Genomic DNA, 26737 nt, shown 5'->3' with positions numbered 1-26737 from the left:
GGCAGCTTGACCGGGCGTGGCGGCCCAAGCTGGATTGGCGCACGCTTTTACAGCGTTTTTTGGAGCAGTGCGCGCAAAACGACTATTCGTGGACAACGCCCAACCGCCGCTACCTGTACCAGAACATCTACCTGCCTGCCCGGCGGGAGGCCCGCCTGCCCCACGTGGCGCTGGCTGTGGACTGCTCCGGCTCGGTGGACGAGCATGCGCTGGCCATGTTTTGCGCAGAGCTTGCGACCGTGCTCGAGGCCTACGACACCACGCTCACAGTGCTGTTTCACGATACCAAGGTGCAGAAAACCCTCACGCTTACGCGTATGGACATGCCCGCCAGCCTGGCGCCCGTGGGCGGCGGCGGTACGGATTACCGCCCTGTGTGCGCCCATATTGAAGACGAGCGGCTGGCCCCCACCTGCCTGATCTGGTTCACCGATCTGGAATGCGACCGCTACCCCGCCGAGCCGGAATATCCTGTGCTGTGGATTTGCAGCGCCCCGCACGAGCAGCAGCCGCCATTCGGCCAGGTGATATGCCTGACGGAATCCGCACCGGAATTCGGAGCCGCACTGGGCACGGTCTGACCCAACCGCGTTAATCAGGCTTCTTAATTGATACCAACCCCAGCAACACCCCATCCCCACACGAGGTCGCTATGCATATTGAATGGAAAATCACCAAAAAACGCGGCTACCTGCGGCCCACCTTGCAATATTCCGTGCGGCTTGAAGAACACGAAAAAGCTCTGGCCCTGCCCATTGTAAGCATAGTTTCAACCATTCCGCAGCCGGATGAAGAGCGGCAGGATTACTGCTATCCCGGCCTGTTCGAGCGGGCGCAGGGCTACACCCCCACCCGATTTCACACACTTGAAGCCCCATCGCACAAGGGGCATTCGTGGACGCGCAGCCTTACCCTGCCCTGGCGCGAAACCAATGAATACCCGGAAGTGGAAGAATCCTTTAAACGCCTGCGCGCCGCCTTGGAAGCAGAAATTGAAAGGGCAGACAACAGCCAGCCTATTGACGTGAGCGGCTGCGTGCAAACCTCTGCTGCCGCCAAGGTAATGCTTGCCCCCAACCTGCTTGCTGAGCGCTTTTTGCGCCTTGCCGCCGGAGCACAAGCCTCTGGACAATAACTATAATGATCTGTTGCGTCACATATGCAAACTTGAATATGCTTTTAATTAGCAACCTAACAATAAAAAATGAGCTACATCTTGCGCAAAAAAACAATCATGCATCTATCAGCATAAAATGTATGATTTTTTAAATATTGAAATAACCTCATATGATATGAGTATTATTTTGACATAATCATCATACAACTGTATATTTATAAAAATTCTGATTCATACAGACAATAAAAGTTATCTTCAAAGCCATAACTTGTTTTTAGTCTGTTTTCCTGCCTCATCTTCCCGCATTACCAGAAACAATGCATATCGCAAGACCACTGGCCTGAGACTGACAACGTGCCATAGACTCATTGAGAGGCTGCTATGCGCATCAAGTATAAGGTTTGGTGCCTTACCGCTGCAATTATCAGCATAATCATTTGTGCTGATATCTATTTTGGTTATCACGAGATTGAGTCTTCCATCCGCACAGAATTACAGCGAGATGCAGAGGACTTCCGCGCCATTATCATGTCCACTCGCCGTGTTTATCAGAAGCAGTTCATTGATAGCGGCTTGCCCGTAACCGATGCCACCATCGGATTTTTGCCTGCGCACGCGCTTTCCAGAATCTCGACAGAATTCCATAACTGGAGCACCAGCGGACTCAGGTTCAGCAATGTGTCTGACAGGCCGCGCAATCCCGCCAACATGGCAAACCAGTTCGAACTTGAAGCCCTGGCATGGTTCAAGGCCAACCCTGAATCCAAAAGCCGAATGGTCGAAGTGACAGAAAACGGCCTTGCCTACTATCACTACACGAGCCCCATCAGGGTTGAGGAGTACTGCCTGCGATGTCATGGCAGCCGCGAGAACGCCCCCCAATCCATTACTGCAAACTACGCTGACGCCTACGACTACAATATTGGTGACATCCGTGGAATTTTGAGCATTTTCTTACCGTCAGAAGAACTGCGCCACCAGTATTATTCTGAAGAGATATTCCAGATTGTAATACATTTTTTTAGCTATCTTGTGCTTTTGATTGCACTTGGCGTCCTGCTTAACAAATACGTTGTTGCCCGCCTGGCGCGGCTGGAAGAAAGCACCAAAAAGCTCGCCGCAGGCGATTACAGCGCGCGAGCTGAATCAATGGGCAAAGATGAAATTGGCGATCTGGCAAACTCCATCAATAAAATGAGCAAAGAGATTCAGAAGCGTGAGCAAACCCTGCGTGAAAATGAAGAACGCTTCCGCCTGACCACAAACAGCATCAAGGACGCGCTGATTCTGCTGGACTGCTCCGGGCGCATCATTTTTTGGAACAAGGCGGCGGAGACTATTTTTGGCTATATGGCAGATGAGGTTATGGGGCGGGTTTTGCACGAATTTTTGGTTCCGCCCCGCTACCGCGAAAAAATGGCCGAGGGCCTGAAAAATTTCTGCCACAATGGCCAGGGGGATTTTTTGGGTCCTGGCGCGGAACTGAGCGCCCTGCGTAAGAATGGACAGGAATTTGCCATCGAGCTTGCGCTGTCTACCATGAACATGCAGGGTCGGTGGATTGCTATAGGGCTTGTCAGGGATATCACCGAGCGCAAGCAGGTTGAGGCCGAGCTTGCGGCTCATCACGAACGATTGGAGGCATTGGTGGAATCGCGAACCCAGGATCTGATTATTGCCAAAAACGCGGCAGAGGCTGGCAGCGTTGCCAAGAGCGCCTTCCTCGCCAACATGAGCCACGAGATCCGCACCCCCCTGAACGCCATCACGGGCATGATCCATATTTTGCGCAAATCAGGCCTCACGCCCAGCCAAGTGGAAAAGCTCACAAAGATTGAGATCGCCAGCAGTCATTTGCTGGAAATCATCAACAATGTTCTAGAATTATCAAAAATAGAAGCCGGAAAGTTCGTTCTGCAACACGTGCCCGTGCATGTGCCGACCCTGCTTGAGAACATCACGTCCATTCTGGGGCAAAAAGCACAGGAAAAAGGCATTGAGCTGCTTATGGATGCCGCGCCAGAGACCTGCCCCGTCTATGGTGACGACAGCCGGTTGCAGCAGGCCCTGCTCAACCTCGCCACCAATGCGCTCAAGTTTACGGATCACGGCTATGTTAAGGTGACAGTGCGCCCGGAATCGCAGACAGACACCACTGTGACATACCGCTTTGAGGTGGAAGACACAGGCATCGGTATCAGCCCGGAGATGCAGCCGCGCCTTTTCAGCGCTTTTGAACAGGCGGATAACTCCATGAGCCGCAAATACGGCGGCACGGGCCTTGGCCTCGCCATCACCAAGAAGATTGCGGAACTCATGGGCGGCAAGGCGGGAATGACCAGCGTGGAGGGCAAGGGCAGCACGTTCTGGTTCACTGCCGTTCTGCGTAAGGACGCGCCCCCGGTCAATGAACCGACCAGAGTCAGCGCTGAGGAAGCGGAACGCACCATCCGGCAAAAGCTTGGCAGCAAGCGCATTCTGCTGGTGGAAGACGAGCCTATCAACCGAGAGATTGCGCAGGCCCTGCTGGAAGATGTGGGCTTTATCGTTGATCTGGCAGAGGACGGCGGCAAGGCCATTGAGCGGGTGCAGGCCGCTACCTATGATCTGATTCTTATGGATATGCAGATGCCGCACATCAACGGCCTGGAAGCCACACGGCAGATACGGCTGCTTCCCCAAGGGGCCACAATCCCCATTATCGCCATGACTGCCAACGCCTTTGCCGAAGACCGCGAACTGTGCATAGAAGCTGGCATGAACGACTTTATCGCCAAGCCCGTTTCAGTGTCGCTGCTCTACCAGAAGCTCTGCGCGTGGTTGCAGAAGGGGTGAGGATTAATTATAACCATGATATCGAAAATAGAAGTAAAAAAAGTTAGTAGCAGATTCGTATTCGCAGTGAACAGGGAAAAGTGCAAAGATATATTAATTAAAATTGACAGCACAATGATACGAGGAAGAAGAATTTATGGCTAGCAGAGCAAACTTGGTAAACCTTGATGCAATGATAAAAAGGGCTGATTTTGCATCTGAAGAAACTGATGACTCTTCCTTTGACAATGTATCAACTATTTCTTTGAGAGATTTTACAAAAGGAGCATTAATTGGACCTCGCTTAAGAAAACCCGATTTTCAAAGAGAAACCAGTCATTGGAATCCTCAACAAGTAGTCTCACTTCTAGAATGTTTTACTAGTGGCGACTTAATTCCATCGGTAATTTTGTGGAAGTCTTCTTCTGCCTTATTTGTTATTGATGGTGGACATCGCTTAAGTGCTCTTCGGGCTTGGATAGAAGATGATTATGGTGATGGTCCCCTTTCTCAAGCATATTTTGGTGGAGAAATATCAGAAGAACAAAAAAAAATTGCTCAAACCACAAGAAAACTTGTTAATAGCAAAATTGGAAGTTGGGTGGACATTGAGGAAAGAATCGAAAGTGAAGATCCTAGTGAAAGAAAAATGATGACGGCAATCGCATCACGTGGGCTTCCCATCCAATGGGTAAAAGGGGATGCTGATAAAGCTGAAAATTCTTTTTTCAAAATAAATACAAAAGGAACTCCTTTAGATGAAGTAGAGGAGCTTTTGCTTAAGTGCAGAAAATGCGCCATTCCAATCGCAGCACGAGCCATTATTCGTTCCGGAAAAGGACATAAATATTGGTCAGCTTTTCCTAAAGAATGCTCTCTACAAATTGAAGAAAACGCAAAAAAGCTACACATTATTTTATTTGAACCCGAGATAAAAAGACCGATAAAAACTCTTGATCTTCCGCTCGGCGGGTCAAAAGGGGTAAGAACGGCCCTCCAAGTTCTGATCGAATTTTTATTAATCGCAAACAGAGATCAATCTGGCATTCCCCAAAAAATAGCAGAGATGCATGAAGATTCGACTGGTAGCGAAACCGTCAAAGTTCTAGACAGAGGGATACGTCTTGCAAATAGGATCACAGGTAACGACGGGGGCAGCCTAGGCCTCCATCCAGCAGTCTATTTTTATGGCCCGTCTGGGCATCATTCTAGTCCAATGTTTATGGGGACTGTAAAGCTCATTGGAAAAAAAATATCTAATAATGATCAAACATTTTTTAAAAAATTCACCTCCATTCGACCACAACTTGAACTAATACTTATTAAATATAAAGATACAATTGCTTCGATTTTGCAAAAGCACATCAGTACAAAGCGTATAGATGTGTATGCTTCTTTGCTGGAATCTATCATCAACACACTTTTAAATTCCAATCAAGTTGATGAAAACTTCCTTATTGATGCTTCTGGACTCAAAGGAAAACTTATTATTGGAACTGAAAAAAACAATACGCTTACATTTAGTGAAAACACAAAAAGTGAAGTTTTTATTCACAAAGCGCTTTCATCAGCTTTAAAATGCCCTGTATGTGATGGATATTTAGACGCTGAAAAATCTGTTTCATATGATCATATCAAACGAGTGCGTGAAGAAGGGAAAGGAAGTATCGATAATTGTCAACTGACACATCCTTTTTGCAATCAGTCTGTGAAGCAATGAGCAAATAGTATTATCACCGTACGCAAACAAACATCCCTTAGCAAATGACCTAGCAACAGAACAATTTAAAAATGGTCACACGGAAATTCCGTGTGACCATTTTTAAATTGCTGGTGCGCCCGACAGGAATCGAACCTGTGGCCTACAACTTAGGAGGTTGTCGCTCTATCCAACTGAGCTACGAGCGCAATCCGGATTTTGTAGTAATTCTTTAGGGTCATGTCAAGCTGGGCATCTACGGCTTCACTGGCAGCAAAGCATCTGGCCTCTGAATGGGCACTTCTGGCGCGGGTGGCAGGGGAAAAATCCAAGTCGCGCATATGGAGAAAAAGGGCCAGATGTCTGTAATTGGCGGGCTGCCTACAACTGTGGCCTACAACTTAGGAGGTTGTCGCTCTCCCGCAGAGCTGGAGGCGAGTTTCGTCTAAATCTGGACGAACTGCAGGCCAAGCCGCAGCAGCTCTACCACCAGCCCACTACTCAGTTTTCCCCTCTATGCAGTTCCAGCCACTCCCTAGTTGCCGCCCCAAATGAGCAGTGCCAGCGCGCCCAGCGTGCCCACAAGCACAGCGTAGGCCTGACGCGTGCGCAACGACAGCACCGCCCCAAGCAGGGCCGCCACATACAGGGCAGACCACGTCACCGCCCGCAGGGCCGGTATGGCGTGATGTGCCGACAGCACCGCCAGCAGCAGATAAATCAGCCCAAAGCACACAACATACAACGCCGCCTGCCACAAGGCGCGGCACAGCCCGGCCCGCAGAATAACGCGCCCCGGCGATACTCCCCCGCTGCCGCTCCCCCACGCCACCACGGCATCCACCATCGGGTTGAGGTTGATGCGCTGGCGCTGTTCACACCAGCTCGCCGTGTAGGCCGCCATCATGGAGAGTATGAGCGGCAACAGCGCCATACCGGGCTGATCCAGCCCAAACTGTCTGCACAGGGGGAACACCAGCAGAAAGCTCAGGCTGCCATACGGCGGCACCACGCTGCCAAGCTCCAGCGCGTCAAGCCAGAGCAGTTCGATGATTATGCCAAGGGGGAGTGCCAGCGACCAGTCGCCGGTAAAAAAGCCCGCGAACAGGGCCAGACAGATGGGGCGGTCTACAAGGCCAACGATGCAGGTTGAACGCGCAGCGCCAGCCAGGGCAAAAAAAAAGCGTAGGGAACCCCGGCAACGAATACATCAGAAAAGTTGGTCATTGGGGCCTCTAACTGTCTCTGTGGGAACGCAGCGAAAATCAAGCTGCACAAGATGATCCTGTATAACGTGCAGGTCTTCCCTGTCCTGTGCGGAAAGGGCCACATGGGGCAGCACCTGTAGCTTGTCCGGCGCGTAGTGCAGGTTGCCCATGTTCAGCACCTGCATGAGGATACCCGCGTCACAGGCGCGCCGCGCATCCTGACAATTGGCAAACAGCACAAAACAGTCATCACCGCATGAATTGAGCGTGGCCGCCAGTTCCTTTACGCTGATGAAGTGGGTCATCACGCGCTGCGGCACTGCCAGTTCAATTATCTGCTGCCGCATTATGTCGTCCGCAAGTTCGTCGTTGGCTACCACCAGATGTCGCGCCCCTGTGTAGGGTAACCAGGCTTCGATGACCTGGCCGTGAACCAGGCGATTGTCCACGCGAAACCACATACTAGCTATCGGCTTTATCACGGGCTTTGTTGCGCAGCATGCTGCCCGCAACCACAATACCTTTTGCGCCTGCCTCGCCAGCGATGCGGGCCACTTCTTCAAGCTCCTTGTCGCGCGAGGTAAACACCTTGAGCAGCATGGGCAGGTTCACGCCGGTAACAACCTCGACCTTGTGGGTTGCCAGCAGCGAAAGCGCAAGATTGGTGGGCGTGCCGCCAAACATATCGGTAAGAATAATGACGCCCGCGCCCTTGTCGAGCCGCTGGGTTGCGTCCGTAAGGCGGCGAACGGTTTCGGAAACCTCGTGCGCCACGTCAACACTGATGGAGCTGCAATCGCTCTGCTGCCCGAGTATGAATTCGGCGGTGCGCAGCATGGCCGAACCATAGTCGGCATGCGAAACCAGAATGATTCCAACCTGAGTCTTCTTGTTTTCGTCCGTCATGACAACCTCACGCAACAGAACGTGCCAGCTTTTTTAGCCAAGTTCAAGGTGCCGATGCTCCAGAAAAGCCGGATAATCAGCCTGCCGCAGCGCCTGTAAAATTTCTTCGGCCATTGCCACAGAGCGGTGGCGGCCGCCGGTACAGCCCACGGCCACGGTTATGCGGTAGCGGCCTTCGGCCTCCATGAGCGGCAGCATAAAAAACAGCAGATCAACCAGCTTGTCGCGATATTCGCGGGCATGGGGCGAATTGAACACATAGTCGGCAACGGGTTTGTCCTTGCCGCTCATGGGCCGCAGCTCTTCCACAAAATAGGGATTTGCCAGAAAACGCAGGTCAAAAACCAGATCAGCCTCACGCGGCACACCATATTTGAAACCGAAAGAAATCACGTTGACCCTGATGGCCCGCAGCTTGCCCTTGTTGCCGCTCCAGCGCTTCTGAATGGCGCGCCGCAGGTCGTGGATGGAGAAACGCGAGGTGTCGATGACCAGATCAGCCATTTCACGCAGGGGGCGCAGGCTGCTGCGCTCTGCCAGCAGCGCCGCCTCAAGGCCCATGCCCTCGCGCTCCAGCGGATGCGGGCGGCGGGTCGAGGCATAGCGGCGAATGAGTTCCTGATTGTTGGCCTCAAGAAAAAGCAGCATGGGGCGGATGTTTTTGCCCGCGAGCATGCTCAGGCAATCGTTGATATCTTCCACAAAATTGCTCTGGCGCAGATCCATACCCAGAGCAATACCCTTGAAGTGGCTCATGGAGGGGCGCGACATCATGTCCACCATTTCCATGACAAGGCTCACGGGCAGCCCATCGACCACAAAATGGCCCATGTCTTCAAAAACCTTGAGCGCTGTGCTTTTGCCAGCGCCGGAAAGGCCCGTGACAATGCACACCTGCACATCCACGCCGGGAACGGGCGCGTCGGCATCAGGCTTTGCGGCAAGGGTGGAATCTGTGGCGGGTATCTGCGCGGAATCCTTCATGACATTCGCCTCTTCGGGGTCAGATCGCCGTTTGCAGCCGGGGTTGTACGCCACAGGCTTCTGACGGACGTTGCCAAATCCGCGCCGCGCTCAAGCCCAGGTGAGGGCCATTGCGCGGCAACCGGCAGGGGGTGCGCCTGAGACGGGGGCGAGCCGTTGCCAGCCCGCCCCCTCATTATGAACGATTACAACACGGGGTCAATGAGGGCATAGCCGTTCACCTTGGTGCGGTATACCACATTGATGCGGTTGTTTTCTGCATTAAAGAACACCAGAAACTCGCTGCCGATGGAATCAAGCTGCATGAGCGCTTCATCCAGATGCAGGGGCTTGGTGGCGAGGCGGTCGGTGCCGTCAACGGGCTGCTGCACGTCGGCTTCGGCATCGAGGTTGTAGGTAAACACGTCCACATCCGTATTGCGGGCGTGCCGCCGCTGGGCCTTTACGCGGGCCACCTGGCGCTTGATCTGCGATTCAACCTTGTCTGTCACAAGGTCAATGGCGGCGTACATGTCCGAAGTCTGCTCCGTGGCGTTGATGTGCAGGCCTTCGCCCGTAACGGTCACTTCGCAGCGATGACGGAACTTGTCGACTGTCAGCACAACGACAACTTCAAGGCCAGAGGCCTTGCCAAAAAACCGTCCCAGCTTTTCCATGCGGCGACGGGCATACTTCTTCAGATGTTCGGAGGCTTCAAAGTTCTTGAAAGCAAATGAGATGTTCATAAGTTCCTCCTAAGTATTGAGCCACTCGACGGGGAATCAGAAATGCTCCTTGCGCCTTGACGAAGATGGAATATCAAGCGCCGTGCGGTATTTTGCCACCGTGCGCCGCGCAATATTGACCTTGAGACGCTCCTTGAGCATTTCGCCGATACGCTCATCGCTGAGGGGGGATCGGGTATCTTCCTCAGAGATGAATTTCTTGATCAGAGCCTTGACGCTTTCTGAGCCTACCTGGCTTCCGTCATCGAGTTCAAGGCCGCTGTTAAAGAAAAACTTCAATTCAAAGATGCCGTGGGGCGTTGCCACATACTTGTTGGTGGTAATGCGGCTCACCGTTGATTCGTGCATGCTGATGTCGTCAGCAATATCCTTGAGAATGAGCGGCGCGAGCTTGGTCACGCCGTCTTCAAAAAATGGCTGCTGGTGGCGCACAATGCTTTCCATAACCTTATAAAGCGTGCGCTGGCGCTGATACAGGCTCTTGATAAGCCATGAGGCGGAGCGGATCTTTTCTGCGCAGTAGTCCTTTTCCTTCTCAGAGCCGCCAATGTTCATCTGGCTCATGGCCGAAAGCTGCAACTGGGGCAGGCCGTCATCATTGAGCAAAATCACAAATTCATCGCCCATCTTGTACAAATAGGCATCGGGGCTTACGTAGGTTGGCTCGCCGCCGCCAAAACTTGCGCCGGGCAATGGGTCAAGGCTCTGGATGATATCCAGATACTCCTTGAGCTCTTCCATATCGAGCTTGAACTTGCGCAGCAGGGGCTTGTAGCGCTTGGCCTCGAGGTCTTCGAGGTGCGATTCTACCAGCTCCACGAGGATTGGGTCGCGGGCGTAATTGAGGCTCTTGATCTGCACCATCAGGCATTCGCGCGCATCGCGCGCGGCAACGCCGATGGGATCAAAAAGCTGCACCCTCTCAAGCACGGGCAGCACTGCCTCGGGCGCGACCTGGGCCATTTCGGCCACTTCTTCAATGCTGGCTTGCAGGTACCCGGCGGAGGAGAGGTTGCCGATAATGACCTCGCCAATGGCCTTCTGCTCTTCTGTCAGCGACGAAAGGCGCAACTGCCAGAAAAGATGCCCCTCAAGGGTGGGCTTGGCCGCATATCGGGCTTCGAGAGGCGAAATTTCTTCGGCAAGTTCAAACTCGCGCGACTGCGAAAGGCGGGGGGTGCTGGCAAACTCACCGAGGTAATCTTCCCAGTCGGCGTCCTTGGCCAGTTCCCTGTCGTACACTTCCTCCTTTGGGGCTTCGCGGCTTTCCTCGTGCTGCTCCTGGGAGGCATCGTCCGTAAGTGAAGATTCTTCGAGAAAGGGGTTTTCAAGCAGTTCCTGCTGCACAGTTTCCAGAAGTTCCACGCGTGAGAGTTGCAACAGCTTGATTGCCTGCTGCAATTGCGGGGTCATTACCAGTTGCTGTGACAGCTTAAGTTGCTGCCGTAGTTCCAGTGCCATGTGTGCTCTTTTGCCTTAACTAGCCATAGGACTATAGACTTATCTGTTTACAAGTACTGTGCCACATCTGCAAAAATTATGCAATAGCTAACAGTTGCAAGATCAGGTTCGCGGTATCGCCAACCAGCAGCAAAGGCTGCCAGCGCCAAAAATCCAGATTTGGCGCAGCATTTGCGCCGTTGAAAATAATCTGCGCACCAAAAAAGGGGAAGGCAATGCCCTCCCCTTTTTGCGCGATTTTGCGATACCCAAGCTTGGTGAAAATCAAAAAGCCTCGCTGCGTTAGCGCCGCTAATTACACCTTGGCGAACTTTTTCGCCGCTCCGATAAATTCGCGGAACAGCGGATGCGCGTTCATGGGCCGGGACTTGAATTCGGGATGGAACTGGCAGCCAAGGAACCAGGGGTGGTTCTTCAGCTCAATGATTTCCACAAGCGAATCGTCAGGGGCGGTGCCGCTGAAAACCATGCCCTTTTCGCCCAGCATTTCCTTGAAGGCATTGTTGAATTCGTAGCGATGGCGGTGACGTTCATCAACCATGCCCTTCTTGTAGGCCACAAAGGCCTTGGTATCGGGCTGCACCTTGCAGGGGTAGGAGCCAAGGCGCATGGTGCCGCCCTTGTCGCTGCCCGCGTCGCGTTTTTCAACGTTCTTGGTGCGGAAGTCGAACCACTCGGTCATAAGGTAGATGACCTTGTGATCAGAAAGCGGGTTGAATTCTTCCGAATTGGCGTCATCAAGGTTTGCCACGTGGCGGGCAAATTCGATAACCGCGCACTGCATGCCAAGGCAGATGCCAAAGAAGGGAATGTTGTTTTCACGCGCATAACGGATGGCGGCAATCTTGCCTTCCACGCCGCGATATCCAAAGCCGCCGGGCACAAGAATACCATGACAGCCCTTGAAGGATTCCGCACAGTTGCTTTCGTCCACATTCTCGGAATTGACGTAGCGCAGCTCCACTTCAACGCGGTTGGCAACGCCGCCGTGAATGAGGGCTTCGTGCAGGCTCTTGTAGGCTTCCTTGAGGTCAACGTACTTGCCCACAATGGCAATGGTGACCTTGCCCTTGGGGTTGGCGCAGTCGCTCACGAGCTTTTCCCAGGCTTCAAGGTGGGCATTGCGCGCGGGCAGGCGCAGCATGATGGCTACCTTCTGGTCAAAGCCTTCTTCATAGAACTTGAGCGGCACTTCATAAATATTGTTCACGTCCACCGAAGAGAACACGGCGTCCTGATCCACATTGCAGAACAGGGCGATCTTGCGGCGCAGTTCTTCGGGGATGCTCTGCTCGCAGCGGCACAGAATAATGTCGGGCTGAATGCCGATGGAAAGCAGTTCCTTGACGCTGTGCTGGGTGGGCTTGGTTTTGTGCTCGCCAGCGCTGCGAAGGTAAGGCACCAGCGTAAGGTGGATGTTCAGGCAGTTGTCGCGTCCAAGGTCGGAACGCAACTGGCGGATGGCCTCAAGAAAGGGCAGGCCTTCAATGTCGCCCACAGTGCCGCCGATTTCGATAATGGCGACATCAGGCGCATCTTCGCCTTCGGAAAGGGAGAGCACCACGCTCTTGATTTCATCAGTAATGTGCGGGATCACCTGCACCGTGGCGCCCAGGTAATCGCCGTGACGTTCCTTGGCGATAACGTGGTTGTAAATAGCGCCGGAAGTGGTGTTGTTCTTCCGCGACATGGGCACGTTAAGGTAACGTTCGTAGTGCCCGAGATCCAGATCCGTTTCCGCGCCGTCATCGGTAACAAATACCTCGCCGTGCTGGAACGGGTTCATGGTGCCGGGGTCAACATTGATGTAAGGATCAAGCTTCTGGATGGTTACCGTAAGCCCGCGCGTTTGCAGCAGCGCGCCCAAAGACGCAGCTGCGAGGCCCTTGCCTAACGACGACAGAACGCCGCCCGTCACAAAAATGTATTTAGTTTTCATGCACTTCCACCTGTACTTGGGTATGTTGAATAGTTCAACCAAACAGTCTTAACCCAAATTGAATTTTTTGGCTAGCATTGACTAAGTAAAACAAGCTAAGTAATGTGTTATTCCCTTTTCAGCGTGCGTGCCCACCACAAGCGGCCCGCGCGCCGGTCATCTGTTATGCCCGGCGCGGGTCAGCCAAGGTTTCCAAGGCAAAAGCACGTCCGGCGCACACCGCAAGGCATGGCCGGAATTATCCGCGTTGCAAAGCCAAGGAGGCTTCCCCCGCATGGGTACGGTCAACACACTGGTCATCACCGGCTACGGTACAAATTCGCACATGGAAACAGCCCACACGGCCCGTCTGGCCGGTGCCGACAAGGCCGATGTGGTGCATTTTTCCGATCTGGTGGCGGCCAAGGTTCGCCTTGCCGACTATCACTTTTTGATTTTCCCCGGCGGGTTTCTGGATGGCGACGATCTCGGCGCGGCTCAGGCTGCGGCCATGCGCTGGCGTTACCTCAAGGACGACGCGGGCGCGGCCCTGTTGCAGAGCTTGCGCGAGTTTTTGGATGAGGGCAAGCTGATTTTGGGCATCTGCAACGGTTTCCAGCTGCTGGTCAAACTGGGAGTGCTGCCTGCCCTTGGCGGTCAGCGCTTTGAGCGCCAGGTTTCACTGGGCAACAACGATTCCGCCCGCTTTGAAGACCGCTGGGTGCATCTGCTGCCCAATGCGGCAAGCCCCTGCGTGTTTACCAAAAACCTGCCCCTGCTCTCCATGCCCGTGCGCCACGGCGAAGGCAAGCTCGTTGCCCGCGATGCGGACTGCCTGCGCCGCCTGGAGGAAGAAAACCTCATCGCCCTGCAATACGCCGACCCTGCTACGGGCAAGCCCACACAGGAATATCCGCTCAACCCCAACGGCTCCACCCTTGCCATTGCGGGTCTGACCGACCCCACGGGCCGGGTGCTGGGCCTTATGCCCCACCCCGAGGCTTTCCACCACGTGACCAACCACCCCGGCTGGACGCGCGGCGAGCTGGATGCCCCCGGTACGCTCATTTTTGTGAATGCCGTGCGCTACCTGCGCGGTCAATAGAGAGATTCAGCTGTGCCTGATGCAGACTGACACTATATAATGCTCTGCACAGTCCGACTCACGTTGTCGCCATGATTATTTGGGGGAGGCTTTACGAAGCCTCCCCTTTCCGTATACATTTTGCGACACGGCGCGGCCTTGCTGCAAGCAGCTCCTGCGCAATGTTTATTGACAAAGCACAAGGCCTTCGATAGATTCGCTGATTCCGAAGAGCTGAACCCCCTTTGGATTTTCCTGCGCGCACGCGTCAGACAAGGTGCGAAACAACATTGCCACAACACGTTGCACATTTTTTTACGCCGTATTCAACGAGGCGCTTTCTCTGCACCAGCAAGAAAGTGCCTTTTTTTATGGTGGGTGATATCTATGCAACCTATTGAAATTATTAAGGCGATAGAAGAAATTGCACCTCTGGCCGCTGCCGCTGGCTGGGACGTTTCGGGCCAACAGGTGGCGTCGCACAGGCAGGATGTTGCCAGGCTTGCCGTCTGCCTCGACCCAACGCCCGCATCCGTGCGTGCAGCGCTGGAAAAGGGCGCGCAATTTGTGCTCAGCCATCACCCGCTGCTGCTCAAGGCCGTGCTGCCCAACAGGCTTGACGACTACCACGAGGTGCTGCGCCTGCTGTTCCAGGCCGATGTGCCGCTGTATGCGGCCCATACCTCGCTGGATGTCAACGCTTACGGCCCGGCGGGCTGGCTGGCCCGTGCGCTTGAGCTGCGCAATCTTGCAGTGCTGGAGCCTGTGGCCCCGGCAGTGGGCAATGATCTGCCTCTGGGCTTCGGCCTTGCGGGCGATCTGCCCAAGGCCATGACAGTGGCGCAGATTGCAGGCATCGTTGCACGCAACGCCCCCCTTGCCACAGCCACAGTGAGCGGGCCGGAGCCGCAAACAATTACCCGCGTGGCCTACTGCACGGGTTCGGGTTCATCGCTGCTCGGCGCGGCGCAAGCTGCCCATGCGCAGCTTTTCATAACCGGTGATGTCAAATACCACACGGCGCTTGCCGCTGAAATCTGCCTTCTGGATGTGGGTCACCACAGCCTTGAGGAAGAAATGATGCTGCGCATGAGCCGGTTGCTGCAACAGCGCCTGCCAGAGACGGAAGTGTTTTTTGTGCCTTCCGCCTCGCCCTTCCGCCCTGTTGCCCTGTCATGATTTTATCAGGAGGACTCTCATGAGCAATGCCGTATATTTTGACCAGATCAAGCAGCTTGTTGAGTTGCAGAAGGTCGATGACGCCATCCACGCCGTCAAGCAGGACCTGAGCAGCGCCCCGAGCGAGCTTGATTCCCTTGAGCAGCGCTTTGCCGCCATCGAAACCCAGCGCAACTACATTCTGGACAAGCTTTCGCACCTTCAGGATCAGCAAAAGCGCCTCTCGCTCGAGATTGATGACGACTCCGCGCGCATCAAAAAGAGCAAGAACAAGCTCATGGCAGTGGGCAATCAGCGTGAATACCACGCCATGATGCGCGAAATGGACAGCATGGAAAAGGTCAACCGTTCCCGTGAAGAAGAAAAAATGACCCTTCTTGAGGAACTGCAATACCAGAACGATGCGCTGGCCGAAATCGACCTGACCTACACCGCCATCAAGGCCGAGCTTGAAGTAAAGCGCGACGGCCTTGAAGAAAAGCTGCAAAAGGGCAACACCGCCCTTGAAGGCCTGAACGAAAAGCGCACCTCAGCCAGCAAGAATATTCCCCAGCCCGTGTTCATGCGCTATGAATTCATCCGCAGGCGTCTTGAGCACCCCGTCATTGTTGCCGTGAAAGAAGGCATCTGCTCCGGCTGCCACATTGCCGTGCCGCCGCAGTCTTTCATTGAATTGCAGCGCGGTCAGCAGATTCTGAGCTGCCCCAACTGCCAGCGCCTCATTTTCTGGTGCGAGCACTTCTCTATTGAAGACGCCCCGCAGTGCGCCCAGAAGCCGGTGACCCTTACCGACTAAGAATCACTTCCGGCGCGGCCTGTACCGCAAACCGCGCCGGAAACAAGATCAACAAGTGGGAGTCGGACAGACCGTCGCTGCGGGCCGCAAGGCCCGGAGAGGAAAGTCCGGGCTCCACAGGGCAGAACGCTGGGTAACACCCAGGAGGGGCGACCCTCGGACAGCGCCACAGAAAGCAAACCGCCCCGCCTCGCGGCGGGGTAAGGGTGAAACGGTGGGGTAAGAGCCCACCAGATGCCGTGGTGACGCGGCATGCTAGGCATACCCCGTTTGGAGCAAGACCAAATAGGGAAGGTGGTCGGCCCGACCATTGCCTTCCGGGTAGGTTGCTTGAGGGCGCAGGTAACTGCGCCCCTAGAGGAATGACGGTCTGGTGCGGGCAACCGCATGACAGAACCCGGCTTATCGTCCGACTCCCACTTGTTAACAAGGTATGTAATGTCAGAAAGTTCCGGCACATTATCTGTTGCAGCAAAGCCCTGGGCGCTCATTTTGGCTGCCGGGCAGGGTACGCGCATGGCCGATGCCACTGGCGGCACGGCAAAACAGTTTTTGTCCTGGCAGGGCGCGCCGCTTTTCTGGCATGCCGCCCGCGCCATGAGCCGCAGCGCCTGTGTGGCCGGAATTGTCTTTGTTTTTCCACCCAGCCAGCTTGCCGAAGCCAGCGAACTTTTGTCCGACCTGCACAGGCGCGATGATCTCGGGCTGCCTTGGGTTACGGCCTGCGGCGGGCCTTTGCGCCAGGATTCCGTACGCCTTGGCCTGGCTGCCCTGCCCCTGCGCCCCGCCAGCGTGCTGGTGCACGATGCAGCCCGTCCCTTTCTTTCCCCGGCGCTTGTGCGCCGCGTGTGCGAGGCGCTTGCTGAGGGTGCTGCTGGCGTTATCCCCGCCATATCAGTGACCGACACCATCAAGACGGTGGAAAATGGCCGAGTGACGGCCACCCTGCCGCGCGATGGGCTCGCGGCTGTGCAGACCCCGCAGGGCTTTCAGCTTGAAGCGCTGCTCTCTGCCCACGCCCACGCGGTTGAGGCGGGGCTTGCCGTAACCGACGATGCATCGCTTCTGGAGGCGCTTGGCCTTGAAGTGCGCGTCATACAAGGCGAGGCTGCCAACGTGAAGATTACCCGCCCTGAAGATCTTGACCTGCTGCAAGACGAAAATCTCCTTCCTTCCATCCGCACGGGCATGGGCTACGATGTTCACCGCTACGGTCAGGGCCGCCCCATGCGCCTTGGCGGCGTGAGCATTCCCAACGCGCCCGAAGTCCTGGCCCACTCTGACGGCGATGTGCTTCTGCATGCCCTGTCCGACGCTCTGCTCGGCTGCGCCTGCCTTGGCGACATTGGTCAGCACTTTTCAGACAAGGATCCCCGTTTTGACGGCATTTCATCCGCCATTCTGCTGCATCAGGTCCTGGACATGGTGCGCGAGGCGGGCTGCACGCCCTGTCACGTGGATATGACCATTGTGGCGCAGGCTCCCAAACTCGCGCCCTACCGTGAAGAAATCAGAAAGAACGTCGCTCGGCTCATGGGGTTGCCCGCATCCTGCGTGAACCTCAAGGCTACCACAGAGGAACATCTGGGCTTTACCGGGCGTTCCGAAGGCATCAAGGCATATGCAGTTGTGACCGCGCGGGGGCGCTGATTAGCTCCGCCTCCCCTGCCATAACGATTCGACACCATAAGGAAGGACATGAACACAGAACTCAGCAGGCCCTGGTTTGCCCACTACGACTCCTTCGTTCCGCGCACTTCCGAGGTGTGGAACAAGCCGCTCTATGCCTTGCTGGATGAGGCCGCAGACAAATATCCCAATCGACTGGCCGTCATTTTCCAGAATACGCGCATCACCTACAAGCAGTTGCGCGAGCAGGCGGAGCGTTTTGCAGGGGCGCTGCGCCGCATCGGCGTTAAGACAGGACACCGCGTTGCCCTGATGATGCCCAACATGCCGCAGACTGTGGTGGCCTTCTGGGGCATCATCAAGGCCGGGGGCGTGGTGGTCATGACCAACCCCCTGTATATGGAAAAGGAAATCATGGCCAACATGCAGGATTCGGGCGCAGAGCACATGGTGCTGCTCGATCTGCTCTGGCCCCGCGTTTCTGCCCTGCGCGACCGCCTGCCCCTGAAAAACTTCATCGTTACCGGCGCTGCGGATGCCCTTTCCTTCCCGCTCAACTGGCTCTACCGCCTCAAAAAGAGCCGCAGCGTCAAGGAACCCGTACCCTACGACGGCAAAAACATTCATGAGTGGAAGCACTTCTTCAAGGGCGCGGAGCGTTATTCCGCCCCCATTGCCGACCCACTGCGCGACCCCATCATGTTGCAGTATACTGGCGGCACTACGGGTCTGCCCAAGGGCGTTACCCTGACGCACAGCAACGTGGGCACCAACTGCCGTCAGGTGCTGGATATCATCCACGTCAAGGCGGAGGACAAGCACACCTTCATTTCCCTGCTGCCCTTCTTCCACGTGTACGGCCTCACCACAGGCCTGATTATTCCCATCGCCCTGGCGGCCACCACCCTGCCCCTGCCGCGCTATGTGCCGCAGGATGTGCTGCGCCTTATTGCCAAGTACAAGCCCACGGTCTTTCCCGGTGCCCCCTCGGTCTATATTTCGCTGCTGCAACAGAAGAATCTGGCGGAGTTTGACCTGCGCAGCATCAAAATCTGCGTTTCAGGCTCCGCGCCGCTGCCGCGCGAAATATTCCGCAAATTTCAGGAAACCACAGGCGCCGCCATTCTGGAGGGCTACGGCCTTACAGAAGCCTCGCCCATCACCCATTGCAATCCCCTTGGTCAGGAAGGGCAACGCCCCAATTCTATCGGCATGCCCGTACCCGGCACTGATGCCCGCATTGTGGATATGGAAGGCGGCTCCCTCACCCTGCCCCCTGGCAAAATGGGCGAACTCATCGTGCAGGGGCCGCAGGTCATGCATGGCTACTGGCGCAGGCCTGACGAAAGCGCCAGCGCCCTGCGCAACGGCTGGCTGTATACGGGCGACCTTGCCACCATGGACGAAGACGGTTATTTTTATATAGTTGACCGTAAAAAAGACATGGTCATTGTGGGCGGCTACAACGTGTACCCCCGCGAAGTGGACGAAGTGTTGCTGGAACACCCCAAGGTGCTTGAAGCCGTCACTGTCGGCATTACCGACGAGATGCGCGGCGAGATACTCAAAGCCTTTGTGGTGCGCCGCCCTGACGAAGAACTGACCAAGGCTGACGTCATCGCCTGGTGCCGCCAGAAACTGGCTGGCTACAAGGTGCCGCGCCTTGTGGAATTTCGCGAAGAACTGCCCAAAACTATTGTGGGCAAGGTTCTGCGACGTGCTCTGCGCGAAGAAGAAGAGCAAAAGATGGCCAACAGAAAGAATCGGCGCGCCGCTGCCAGTGCTCCTGCCGCCAACGGCGAGGATGACCAAGTAGGCCATGCCTGATGCGGATTATTGCGCAACGAGTTAAAGAAGCTTCAGTAAGTGTTGATGGCCGTCTTGTGGCGGCCATCAACACTGGCATTATGGCCCTTGTTGCCTTTGGGCAGGAGGACGGGCCAGAATTTCGCTCCTCTCCGGCTTTTACGGGCATGGCCCGCAAGCTTGTGGGACTGCGCATCTTTCCCGGCACAGGAGAGAATGCCCATAAGTTCCACCTTTCATTGGATGAAATCGGTGGTCAGATATTATTGGTGCCGCAGTTCACCCTGTACGCCGATTGCCACAAGGGCCGCAGGCCTTCCTTTACCGATGCAGGCGACCCCGCCTGGGCCAAAGACATGTTTGCGGATTTCGTTCAAATGGTTGACGAAACTTGCGCCGTCAGCGTATCGTCAGGCATCTTCGGAGCGGACATGGATGTGCGCCTGTGCAACTGGGGCCCTGTGACCATATTTCTGGACTCTGCCAACCTGTTTTCCCGTTGAAGCGACCTGTTGCCTTACGGAGGAAATACAGCCATGTTTGAGCTGAAGGCGGAATCGCACACCAACGTCACGGTATTGCGTTTTTCTGGCAATCTTCTGCTGCCCGATGTGGCCGAGTTCAGCAAACAGCTTGAAGAGCATCTGCTGGCGCCTAATATTCGTCAGGTGGTGCTTGATCTGAGCCACGTTGAAAAAGTGGATACTTCCGGGCTGGGAGTGCTGGTAAGCGCCAGCACAAAGGGCCGGGGGCGGGGGCGTAGGCTTGTACTGCTGATGCCCGCGCCACATGTGGCCGAATTGCTGCGCAAAGCTGAGATCGAGGGATTTTTCCCCACATTCGAGAGCGAAGATGAACTGAAAGGCTATATTCCCGATACTGCTGAATAACAATATCACGGGGTTTTGCCCTTCAGCCCGACGGATGGTGCATGGTGCAATACTATCTGAGGCATTACTTCAATCCCGATTTCGATTATCTCAATCTCAAGCCGGGTGGAGATAATGGAAAGTCCGACGTATACAGTCTGGGCTACGTCCAGAATGTTATCGCCGGACAGGTATTGGCTGAGCTTGTACCACTGGACGCAGCCGGACCCAAGGTTGACCAGCGCTTCATCCTTGAAAATGAAGCCTTCCCCATGGGCGGCAACACCCGTGTAGATCCGCGCTATCCCAACTATCTGCTTGCCGCCGCCAAGGGCTATGTTTTTTACCTTAACGGCAAAATTACCGTAAAGACCCTGCTCAACGTTCGCCAGGACGTGAGCTTTCAGACCGGCAACATCTTTTTTGTGGGCGATATGGCAGTGCACGGTTCCGTGCGCGCCGGATTTTCCGTTCAGGGCAACAACGTACGCATCATGGGCATGGTTGAAGGCGGCGTTGTACGAGCCCGCCGTGATCTCATGATCGATGGCGGGGTGCGGGGCGGAGCAGGCAAGCACAGCAAGGTTGATGCTGGCGACAAGCTCATGACCCCCTTTCTGGAAAGCGTTGACGCCCGCGCGCGCGGCAACATGGTTATTGAAAAAACCTGCCTGTACAGCACAGTATACGCTGGCAGCAACATGGTTGTACGCGACAAGCTCTACGGCGGCACAACCAATGCCTACGGCAGCGTTTATGTTGGCGGCCAGCTTGGCAACAAGGCGGCTCTGAGCACCAAGGTTTATTTGGGGTACGACCCCTTGAGCATCCGCCAGCTTGAAAAAATAGACAAAATTATCGCACAGTTGTCGCAAACCATTACCCACCTCAATGCCATCGCCGGGCATCTGCAGCCGGAAACCAACGATGCGTCCCGCAAGTTGCAAGCTCTGCAGCTACAGCGCAGGCAGCTCATCAACAGACGCGACGAACTGTGGAGCAGACTGGCTCAGGACGAAAACTACATGCAGAACTGCCGTCTGCTCTGCCAGGGCACCGTATACCCCGGTGTGGAAATCTCCATCGGGCGGGCGTTTATGGTTGTTGAACAGGTATACAAGTGCACGCTGTTCCGCCTGGTGGACAACGAAATCATTGCGGAACCCATGCAGCCCTCGCAGATGAGCCCCAAATGATGAAGCAGACTGAAACGCCGCATTTTGTGGCGGTGTATTCCGATCACTCCCTCCATCAAGGCCAGAACGCACAACAATCCGGGATACCAGACGATATTGAAGTCAGGCTGGGCGAGCGCATTTTTTACATGCTGCGCCCCGGCGGCGCAGAGCGTGAAACCGCAGTTATAACAGGGCAGATGCAGGAATTGCAGCGTGATTGCCTGCCGGTTCTGCTTGGCTGTGGTCTTGGGCACGCACTGCGCCAGGTGTTGGAGTGCCTTGACGGGCCTGTGGCCGTGGTGGAAAAGGAAGCCGGGCTTCAGGACATCACAGGCGTGCTGCAAAGCCTGCCGCCTGATCAACGTGCGCGCATTACACTCATCACCAGCCCGTGCTCTCAGGATGCCCTTACAGAGCTGACCCACTGGCAGATGCACCACGGTGGCCTGCGTCTGCTGCCTCTGGCTCTGCCCTTTTATCTGCGCCTTGACCGCGAGTATTACGGTTCGCTGCAAAAAGATCTGCTCGCCAGCGCCAGGTTTGACTTCTGGAGCCGCGCCGCAGGGCCGCGCTTTGCCGATGCAAGCCCCCGCGTACTGCTGCTGACCAGCAAATACTTCCTCATGGGTGAAATCGAGGGCGCATGCCGCAAGCTTGGTATTGAATACAAGCTGGTTGTTATCGGCGATGAAGCCGTGGCCCGCGCGGATTTTGTGCAGCAGCTGCTGGAAGCCGTGGTTGCTTTCAGGCCTGACTGCTGCATTACGCTCAACCACATGGGCGTGGATGTTGAGGGTGTGCTTATGGACCTGCTGGCCCGTTTGCAGTTGCCCCTGGCCTCATGGTTTGTGGATAATCCCCACCTCATCATCCATCTGTATTCCCGTTGCGTCAGCCCCTGGACGACCCTGTTTACCTGGGATTCTGACAATATTTCATCCCTGCGCGCGACGGGTTTTGAGCATGTGTTCTACCTGCCTCTGGGCACAGACCCGGATCGCTTTCACCCCTCCAAGGGAGCATCCGCACCAGCCGCATGGAAGGCAGACATCTCCTTTGTGGGTAATTCCATGGTCTACAAGGTTGGCGGCAGGCTGAAAAACGGGCATTTTCCCCGCCCCCTGCTACTCTCCTTTTACGCCGTGGCCCAGGAGTTCATGGACAGCCACCACCGCTCGGTTGCTGATTTTCTGCGCGACTGCCAGCCCGATGCTTACGCGCACTATCTGGCCCTGCCGGACAACGAAGCCAAGCTGGCCTATGAAACCGCCGTCACCTGGCAGGCCACCCGCTTGTACCGCAATGGCTGCGTGCGGCGCCTGCTGCCCCTGCGCCCGCTTATTGTGGGCGACGCAGGCTGGCAGAAGGTGGAATTTCGCCACGAACCCTTGCAGCCCCGCTATCTGGATGCCCTGAGCTATTACACGGAACTGCCCCTCTTTTACGGGCACTCGGCCATCAACTTCAACTGCACCAGCAAGCAGATGAAGGGCGCGGTTAACCAGAGGGTATTTGACGTGCCCGCCGCAGGCAGTTTTGTGCTTACCGACTGGCGCGAACAGATGGAGCAGCTTTTTGAGCCGCACGAAATCGTCTGCTACCATGAGCCGGATGAAGCCCCTGAACTGGCGCGCCACTACCTCGCCCACCCATCAGAACGCCGCCGCATTACGCAGGCGGCCCGACAGCGCGTGCTTGCCTGCCACACATGGCAACACAGACTGCAAACCATGCTGGAACGCATGCGCGAGGTTTACGGCACACCTGCGGCCCGTCAGGCCGTTCGGGGCTGATAATGGCTGCTGATCCGATTCTGGTGCTGCAACTGCACCGCATGGGTGACCTGATTCTCACCTTTCCCCTGCTTATCCGCCTGCGCCAGCTTTGGCCCCACAATCCCCTGTGGATTGTGGCAGAACCGGCGTTTTTTCAGCAGCTCATGCCCCTGGCACCGGATGCCGTGTTTTTTCCTCCTTCACACTGCGCAGAGCTTGCCCGCCAAACATACGCGGCGGCGATCAATCTGAGCAGCAATCCGATTGCCTCCCAGCTCATGGCGCGGCTTGAGTCACCCCTCAAGCTAGGGCCTGTAGCCGACAGCGATGGATTACGCGTTCAGGGCTTCTGGCAATTGTACCGCGCGGCCCTGACGCAGAATAACCACGCCAATGCCTTTCACTGGGCCGATCTGCACCTGCTGGACCTTTCCCCCGCTCCCAACCTTGCCGTTGTAGGGCATTCGCGCCCCGAACCAGCGGGGACGCGCCGTGTTGGTCTGGTGCTTGGGGCCAGCGAGGCAGCAAAAAGACCGGATGCGGCCTTCTGGGCACGGCTTGCCATGCGCCTCGCGGCGGCAGACCTGGCCCCGGTTTTTGTGGGCGGCAAGGCCGAGAAGGAACTGGGCGATGAAGTGGCGCGGCGTTCCGGCCTTGCGCAGGCTAACCTGTGCGGCAAGCTTACACTGCGCGAAGTTGCGGCCCTCATGGGCACCCTTGACCTGTGCATAACGCCTGACACTGGCCCCATGCACCTTGCCGATTACCTTGGCGTACCAGTGCTCAATCTCTCTATGGGGCCGGTACACGCCCGCGAAACAGGCCCATCCGCCCCTGGTCAATGGGTACTGCGCGCAGCCATGAGCTGCGTAGGCTGCTGGCAGTGCAGACGCAACCGTCTTTTTTGCAAACAAGCCTTCATGCCCGCTGCTGTAGCCCAGCTTGCGCTGCAAATCCATCAGGAGCTTGCCACTGGCAGGCCCAGCAGCAAGGCTCCAGGCAATGGCCTTACCCTCTACCGAACCGGGCGTGATGCTCTTGGGCTGCACACCTTGAAACCTTACCCTGAGCCACGCGGCAATTCCTGTCGTCCCCAGCTTGAAGACGTATGGCAGGCAGCCTTTCTTTTTCTGTATGATCCAGGCCAACAAACCATGCTGCGCCAACGGCTGACACGCCTCCACGCGGAACATCCCGCGCTTGCTGAGCGTCTTGCGGCCCGTCTTGCCCACCTTTGCGGCCTGTGCAGCGATCATCTGAAAAAGCGTACTCCCCTGCCCGATGATTTCTGGCGCGTCCAGCCAGGCATGATCCGCCTGTTCACCGGGCACCTGCACATGTTTTTGCAGAATGAAGGCTTCAACGAGCAGGGCTGGCACACAGCAGTGCACAGGCTTGCTGCCCTGGCTCCGCTTTTTGCCAATCCTGCCTCATAGAGTTCTCCAGATTCGGCAAGTATTGCCCTTTTCCCGCAATTTACTGCTAATTAACATATTGAATTAATTACACCAACAACTTTGGAACACTCCTTGTATAGCTTAGCACGCAAGGAGTGAACCATGCAGATTATTCCCACAAGCGTAAGCACTAACGAAACGCTTTGGAACGCCGCCAACAACAACCGCCCCAATGACGAGCGGACGTCTTCCTTTATGGACGCCCTCAACTCCAGTCTGAAGGCTGTCGAACAGGCTGACGCATCTGCCGATGTTTTTGGGGACAAGTCAGAATCCAAGCCCAGTACTCCTTTTACGCCCACCGCCAGAGCCGCCGCGCAGGTGCAAAGCCCTTATTCGCGCAACACCAGCAACGGCGTCACCTACACGCTGAACGAAGTCTGTTTTACCAAGCAGGAAGTGCAGGACATGCACAGCAAGCTCATCAAGGCTGGCGCCACGCCTGAAAGCCTTGTCAAGCTTGCAGCACTGGCGGAAATGCCCGACGGCGCAACCCTCGCGCAGATAACGGCCAGCGTTAAGGGCGGCGGCGACATCCCCGTTCTCACTGATGAGGACAAGGCCAACATCACCTCGCTGCTTAAAAAGATCGACCCAACGGGCGTTCTGGATACCAATGTTCAGGCCATGATGTTGCAGGGCAACACACAGCAGGCATTCAACACCATCTCGGCCTTTGTGAACAAGCTTGACCCGGCGGGCACCCTTGAAGTGAGCCAGGGTGAGGCCATTTCGCTCGGGCGCGGCCTTGGGCTTGGCACTGCCAACCTGCAAACCCTGGCAAACAGCTTTGGCAACAGCGCCTCCGTCACCTGCCTGAACGAACAGTTCGGCACGCTCATGGCCCCGGTGACAGACTTTTTCACAACACAGGCCGCTGCGCAAAAAACGCTTGATACTGCTCTCAAAACAACGTTGCAGCCAATCATCAGCAAGGCGCGGGCCCGCACGGAAAAAGAGAAGCAGGCCAGTTCGCTGCGCGACCGCACGGTGCAACAGAGCAAGACTCTCATAGACAAGACCGTTCAGAAAAAAAGCAGCAATATTCTTGGTGAAACCCTTGAAGCAGGCCAGAAGGCCGAGCCGGGCGATATCAAGATCGCTGCGCAGAGCGAAGCCATCGGCAAGGACACGACCGCTGCAAAGCATGAGGATGATCGCAGCATAGCCGAGAACAAGGCCACAGCGACCCAGCGCATGCCCGCAGAAAGAACTGCCGGCAGCACAGCCGCGCAGCAGTCAAACACGCAGGCGGCGCAGCAGTCCGGTTCGCAGGCAGTCTCTCGCGCAAGCGTGCAGGCAGAACCCCAGACAGGCACGCAGGCGGGCACGCAATTGTCCCCAAATACTCCTGCCAATCAGATTCACGCGCAGTCTGCCACACAGCAGGCCACCGCTCTGGACGACAAGGGTCAGAAGAATACTGAAAGCAATTCCGGGCAGGGCGAATCTGACAAGGATCAAAAGGGCAAGTCTGCCTGGGGCGATCTGCTGGGTAAGGTAGACACGCAATCCGCTGCTGTTGCAGCGCGCGGCTCCACACCCGCCTACGCGGCAGCGCAGGCCATGCAAGCTGCCCATACAGCCCAAAGCACAACTGACGTGCAGGATCCCTCATCTGTTGCCCCCATCGGGCGGCAGGTGGCGCAGCAGGTTGAACAGGGCATGCTTTCAACCGTCAAGGGCGGCGGCACCCGGCTTGACCTGCAACTGAACCCGCAGGAGCTGGGATCCATCACGGTTTCCCTTTCGGTTCGCAATGGCGAAGTCAGCGCGGTAATCCGCTCTGAAAAGTCGGAAACCAACGACATGATTGGCCGTCAGGTCGATGCAATCCGCATGAATCTTGAGCAGCAGGGCCTCAAGGTGGACAAGCTCGAAGTACGGCAGGAAACGCGGCAGGAGCAGAACAGCGCATCCTGGCAGGACTTCAGCCAGCACAATTCCCGGCAGGAAGAAGATGCCCGCAGGGAAGAACTTTCCCGACTGAAGAACCTTGCAACTGTTCGTAATTCCAGCTCAAATATGAATATTTCAACTTTGGAACAGCCTGTGCATTCTCTTGGCAACACGGCAAGATATACCACCAGCAACCTCAACGTGGTTGCCTGAACCGGGCCGTGAGGAGAATG

General features: G+C 55.9%; 23 protein-coding genes, 1 tRNA gene and 1 other RNA gene. 16 read left to right on the top strand and 9 right to left on the bottom strand.

From position 1 onward, the window contains the following. From JMF94_RS13385 to JMF94_RS13370, 4 genes are all read left to right on the top strand, one after another. Positions 1-581, top strand: a 581-nt coding sequence (locus JMF94_RS13385; protein ID WP_240825691.1) for a VWA-like domain-containing protein, incomplete at its 5' end; no start/stop codon positions are given. A gap of 71 nt (positions 582-652) precedes the next feature. Continuing rightward, complete coding sequence (locus JMF94_RS13380; protein WP_240825690.1) at positions 653-1135, top strand: hypothetical protein; 483 nt, start codon at positions 653-655, stop codon at positions 1133-1135. Positions 1136-1498: 363 nt separating this feature from the next. Then, positions 1499-3952, top strand: coding sequence for a DUF3365 domain-containing protein (locus JMF94_RS13375; RefSeq protein ID WP_240825689.1), 2454 nt, complete (start codon positions 1499-1501; stop codon positions 3950-3952). A gap of 136 nt (positions 3953-4088) precedes the next feature. Further along, positions 4089-5651 carry a DUF262 domain-containing protein gene (locus JMF94_RS13370; RefSeq protein WP_240825688.1) on the top strand — a complete coding sequence of 521 codons (1563 nt, stop codon included), beginning with the start codon at positions 4089-4091 and terminating at the stop codon, positions 5649-5651. A gap of 111 nt (positions 5652-5762) precedes the next feature. On the opposite strand, the gene JMF94_RS13365 is transcribed toward JMF94_RS13370, so the two are convergent. The 9 genes from JMF94_RS13365 to JMF94_RS13325 form a co-directional block, all read right to left on the bottom strand. After that, a tRNA-Arg gene (locus JMF94_RS13365) sits at positions 5763-5839 on the bottom strand. A 326-nt stretch (positions 5840-6165) separates the two neighbouring features. Then, positions 6166-6642 (bottom strand): hypothetical protein, encoded by a 477-nt coding sequence (locus JMF94_RS13360; protein ID WP_240825687.1) that lies wholly within the window; start codon positions 6640-6642, stop codon positions 6166-6168. A 198-nt stretch (positions 6643-6840) separates the two neighbouring features. Then, a complete protein-coding gene (locus JMF94_RS13355) occupies positions 6841-7299 on the bottom strand; it encodes a PTS sugar transporter subunit IIB (RefSeq protein WP_192111661.1) in 459 nt (152 codons plus the stop codon). A gap of 1 nt (position 7300) precedes the next feature. Then, positions 7301-7744, bottom strand: coding sequence for a PTS sugar transporter subunit IIA (locus JMF94_RS13350; protein ID WP_022657414.1), 444 nt, complete (start codon positions 7742-7744; stop codon positions 7301-7303). Between the two features lie 33 nt (positions 7745-7777). Continuing rightward, positions 7778-8728 carry an RNase adapter RapZ gene (gene rapZ / locus JMF94_RS13345; RefSeq protein ID WP_240825686.1) on the bottom strand — a complete coding sequence of 317 codons (951 nt, stop codon included), beginning with the start codon at positions 8726-8728 and terminating at the stop codon, positions 7778-7780. A 185-nt stretch (positions 8729-8913) separates the two neighbouring features. After that, positions 8914-9453 carry a ribosome-associated translation inhibitor RaiA gene (raiA, locus tag JMF94_RS13340; protein WP_240825685.1) on the bottom strand — a complete coding sequence of 180 codons (540 nt, stop codon included), beginning with the start codon at positions 9451-9453 and terminating at the stop codon, positions 8914-8916. A gap of 36 nt (positions 9454-9489) precedes the next feature. Further along, positions 9490-10914, bottom strand: a complete 1425-nt coding sequence (rpoN, locus tag JMF94_RS13335; protein WP_240825684.1) for an RNA polymerase factor sigma-54 — start codon at positions 10912-10914, stop codon at positions 9490-9492. A gap of 76 nt (positions 10915-10990) precedes the next feature. Beyond that, positions 10991-11182 carry a hypothetical protein gene (locus JMF94_RS13330; protein WP_240825682.1) on the bottom strand — a complete coding sequence of 64 codons (192 nt, stop codon included), beginning with the start codon at positions 11180-11182 and terminating at the stop codon, positions 10991-10993. A gap of 27 nt (positions 11183-11209) precedes the next feature. Further along, positions 11210-12853 carry a CTP synthase gene (locus tag JMF94_RS13325; RefSeq protein WP_192111658.1) on the bottom strand — a complete coding sequence of 548 codons (1644 nt, stop codon included), beginning with the start codon at positions 12851-12853 and terminating at the stop codon, positions 11210-11212. 274 nt (positions 12854-13127) lie between these two features. Between JMF94_RS13325 and JMF94_RS13320 the strand changes: the two genes are divergently transcribed. From JMF94_RS13320 to JMF94_RS13265, 12 genes are all read left to right on the top strand, one after another. Further along, positions 13128-13937: a phosphoribosylformylglycinamidine synthase subunit PurQ gene (locus JMF94_RS13320; RefSeq protein WP_227118514.1), complete on the top strand. Its 810-nt coding sequence runs from the start codon at positions 13128-13130 to the stop codon at positions 13935-13937. 366 nt (positions 13938-14303) lie between these two features. After that, complete coding sequence (locus tag JMF94_RS13315) at positions 14304-15095, top strand: Nif3-like dinuclear metal center hexameric protein (RefSeq protein WP_240825680.1); 792 nt, start codon at positions 14304-14306, stop codon at positions 15093-15095. Between the two features lie 19 nt (positions 15096-15114). After that, on the top strand, positions 15115-15891 hold the full coding sequence (locus JMF94_RS13310) for a C4-type zinc ribbon domain-containing protein (protein WP_240825678.1): 777 nt from the start codon (positions 15115-15117) through the stop codon (positions 15889-15891). 58 nt (positions 15892-15949) lie between these two features. Beyond that, an RNA gene (rnpB, locus tag JMF94_RS13305) (RNase P RNA component class A) lies at positions 15950-16312 on the top strand. Positions 16313-16329: 17 nt separating this feature from the next. Continuing rightward, on the top strand, positions 16330-17541 hold the full coding sequence (gene ispD, locus JMF94_RS13300) for a 2-C-methyl-D-erythritol 4-phosphate cytidylyltransferase (protein ID WP_240825676.1): 1212 nt from the start codon (positions 16330-16332) through the stop codon (positions 17539-17541). Positions 17542-17589: 48 nt separating this feature from the next. Continuing rightward, positions 17590-19347: a long-chain fatty acid--CoA ligase gene (locus tag JMF94_RS13295; RefSeq protein WP_240825674.1), complete on the top strand. Its 1758-nt coding sequence runs from the start codon at positions 17590-17592 to the stop codon at positions 19345-19347. Continuing rightward, entirely contained in the window at positions 19347-19829 is a 483-nt protein-coding gene (gene dtd / locus JMF94_RS13290; RefSeq protein WP_240825672.1) for a D-aminoacyl-tRNA deacylase, read from the top strand. The genes JMF94_RS13295 and dtd overlap by 1 nt, the downstream gene beginning before the upstream one ends. Before the next feature lie 33 nt (positions 19830-19862). After that, positions 19863-20216, top strand: a complete 354-nt coding sequence (locus JMF94_RS13285) for an STAS domain-containing protein (protein WP_240825671.1) — start codon at positions 19863-19865, stop codon at positions 20214-20216. 41 nt (positions 20217-20257) lie between these two features. Continuing rightward, complete coding sequence (locus JMF94_RS13280) at positions 20258-21391, top strand: FapA family protein (RefSeq protein WP_240825669.1); 1134 nt, start codon at positions 20258-20260, stop codon at positions 21389-21391. Continuing rightward, positions 21388-23166: a glycosyltransferase gene (locus JMF94_RS13275; RefSeq protein ID WP_240825668.1), complete on the top strand. Its 1779-nt coding sequence runs from the start codon at positions 21388-21390 to the stop codon at positions 23164-23166. The genes JMF94_RS13280 and JMF94_RS13275 overlap by 4 nt, the downstream gene beginning before the upstream one ends. Before the next feature lie 2 nt (positions 23167-23168). Beyond that, the gene (locus JMF94_RS13270; RefSeq protein WP_240825667.1) at positions 23169-24584 is read left to right on the top strand and encodes a glycosyltransferase family 9 protein; all 1416 of its coding nucleotides are present in this window, start codon (positions 23169-23171) and stop codon (positions 24582-24584) included. A 123-nt stretch (positions 24585-24707) separates the two neighbouring features. Then, positions 24708-26717: a flagellar hook-length control protein FliK gene (locus tag JMF94_RS13265; protein ID WP_240825666.1), complete on the top strand. Its 2010-nt coding sequence runs from the start codon at positions 24708-24710 to the stop codon at positions 26715-26717. Positions 26718-26737 lie beyond the last annotated feature (20 nt).

The organism is Desulfovibrio sp. UIB00 (assembly GCF_022508225.1).
Classification (GTDB): Bacteria; Desulfobacterota; Desulfovibrionia; order Desulfovibrionales; family Desulfovibrionaceae; genus Desulfovibrio.
Note: the sequence above shows the minus strand (reverse complement) of the source record. Positions and strands in the feature narration are given on the sequence as shown.

Coding starts and splice junctions, on each gene's coding strand:
- JMF94_RS13375 (WP_240825689.1), top strand. CDS start 1,499: ATGCGCATCAAGTATAAGGTTTGGTGCCTTACCGCTGCAATTATCAGC.
- JMF94_RS13265 (WP_240825666.1), top strand. CDS start 24,708: ATGCAGATTATTCCCACAAGCGTAAGCACTAACGAAACGCTTTGGAAC.
- JMF94_RS13280 (WP_240825669.1), top strand. CDS start 20,258: ATGGTGCAATACTATCTGAGGCATTACTTCAATCCCGATTTCGATTAT.
- ispD (WP_240825676.1), top strand. CDS start 16,330: ATGTCAGAAAGTTCCGGCACATTATCTGTTGCAGCAAAGCCCTGGGCG.
- JMF94_RS13310 (WP_240825678.1), top strand. CDS start 15,115: ATGAGCAATGCCGTATATTTTGACCAGATCAAGCAGCTTGTTGAGTTG.
- dtd (WP_240825672.1), top strand. CDS start 19,347: ATGCGGATTATTGCGCAACGAGTTAAAGAAGCTTCAGTAAGTGTTGAT.
- JMF94_RS13325 (WP_192111658.1), bottom strand. CDS start 12,853: ATGAAAACTAAATACATTTTTGTGACGGGCGGCGTTCTGTCGTCGTTA.
- JMF94_RS13275 (WP_240825668.1), top strand. CDS start 21,388: ATGATGAAGCAGACTGAAACGCCGCATTTTGTGGCGGTGTATTCCGAT.
- JMF94_RS13370 (WP_240825688.1), top strand. CDS start 4,089: ATGGCTAGCAGAGCAAACTTGGTAAACCTTGATGCAATGATAAAAAGG.
- JMF94_RS13295 (WP_240825674.1), top strand. CDS start 17,590: ATGAACACAGAACTCAGCAGGCCCTGGTTTGCCCACTACGACTCCTTC.
- JMF94_RS13355 (WP_192111661.1), bottom strand. CDS start 7,299: ATGTGGTTTCGCGTGGACAATCGCCTGGTTCACGGCCAGGTCATCGAA.
- JMF94_RS13315 (WP_240825680.1), top strand. CDS start 14,304: ATGCAACCTATTGAAATTATTAAGGCGATAGAAGAAATTGCACCTCTG.
- JMF94_RS13350 (WP_022657414.1), bottom strand. CDS start 7,744: ATGACGGACGAAAACAAGAAGACTCAGGTTGGAATCATTCTGGTTTCG.
- JMF94_RS13380 (WP_240825690.1), top strand. CDS start 653: ATGCATATTGAATGGAAAATCACCAAAAAACGCGGCTACCTGCGGCCC.
- JMF94_RS13285 (WP_240825671.1), top strand. CDS start 19,863: ATGTTTGAGCTGAAGGCGGAATCGCACACCAACGTCACGGTATTGCGT.
- rpoN (WP_240825684.1), bottom strand. CDS start 10,914: ATGGCACTGGAACTACGGCAGCAACTTAAGCTGTCACAGCAACTGGTA.
- JMF94_RS13270 (WP_240825667.1), top strand. CDS start 23,169: ATGGCTGCTGATCCGATTCTGGTGCTGCAACTGCACCGCATGGGTGAC.
- rapZ (WP_240825686.1), bottom strand. CDS start 8,728: ATGAAGGATTCCGCGCAGATACCCGCCACAGATTCCACCCTTGCCGCA.
- raiA (WP_240825685.1), bottom strand. CDS start 9,453: ATGAACATCTCATTTGCTTTCAAGAACTTTGAAGCCTCCGAACATCTG.
- JMF94_RS13320 (WP_227118514.1), top strand. CDS start 13,128: ATGGGTACGGTCAACACACTGGTCATCACCGGCTACGGTACAAATTCG.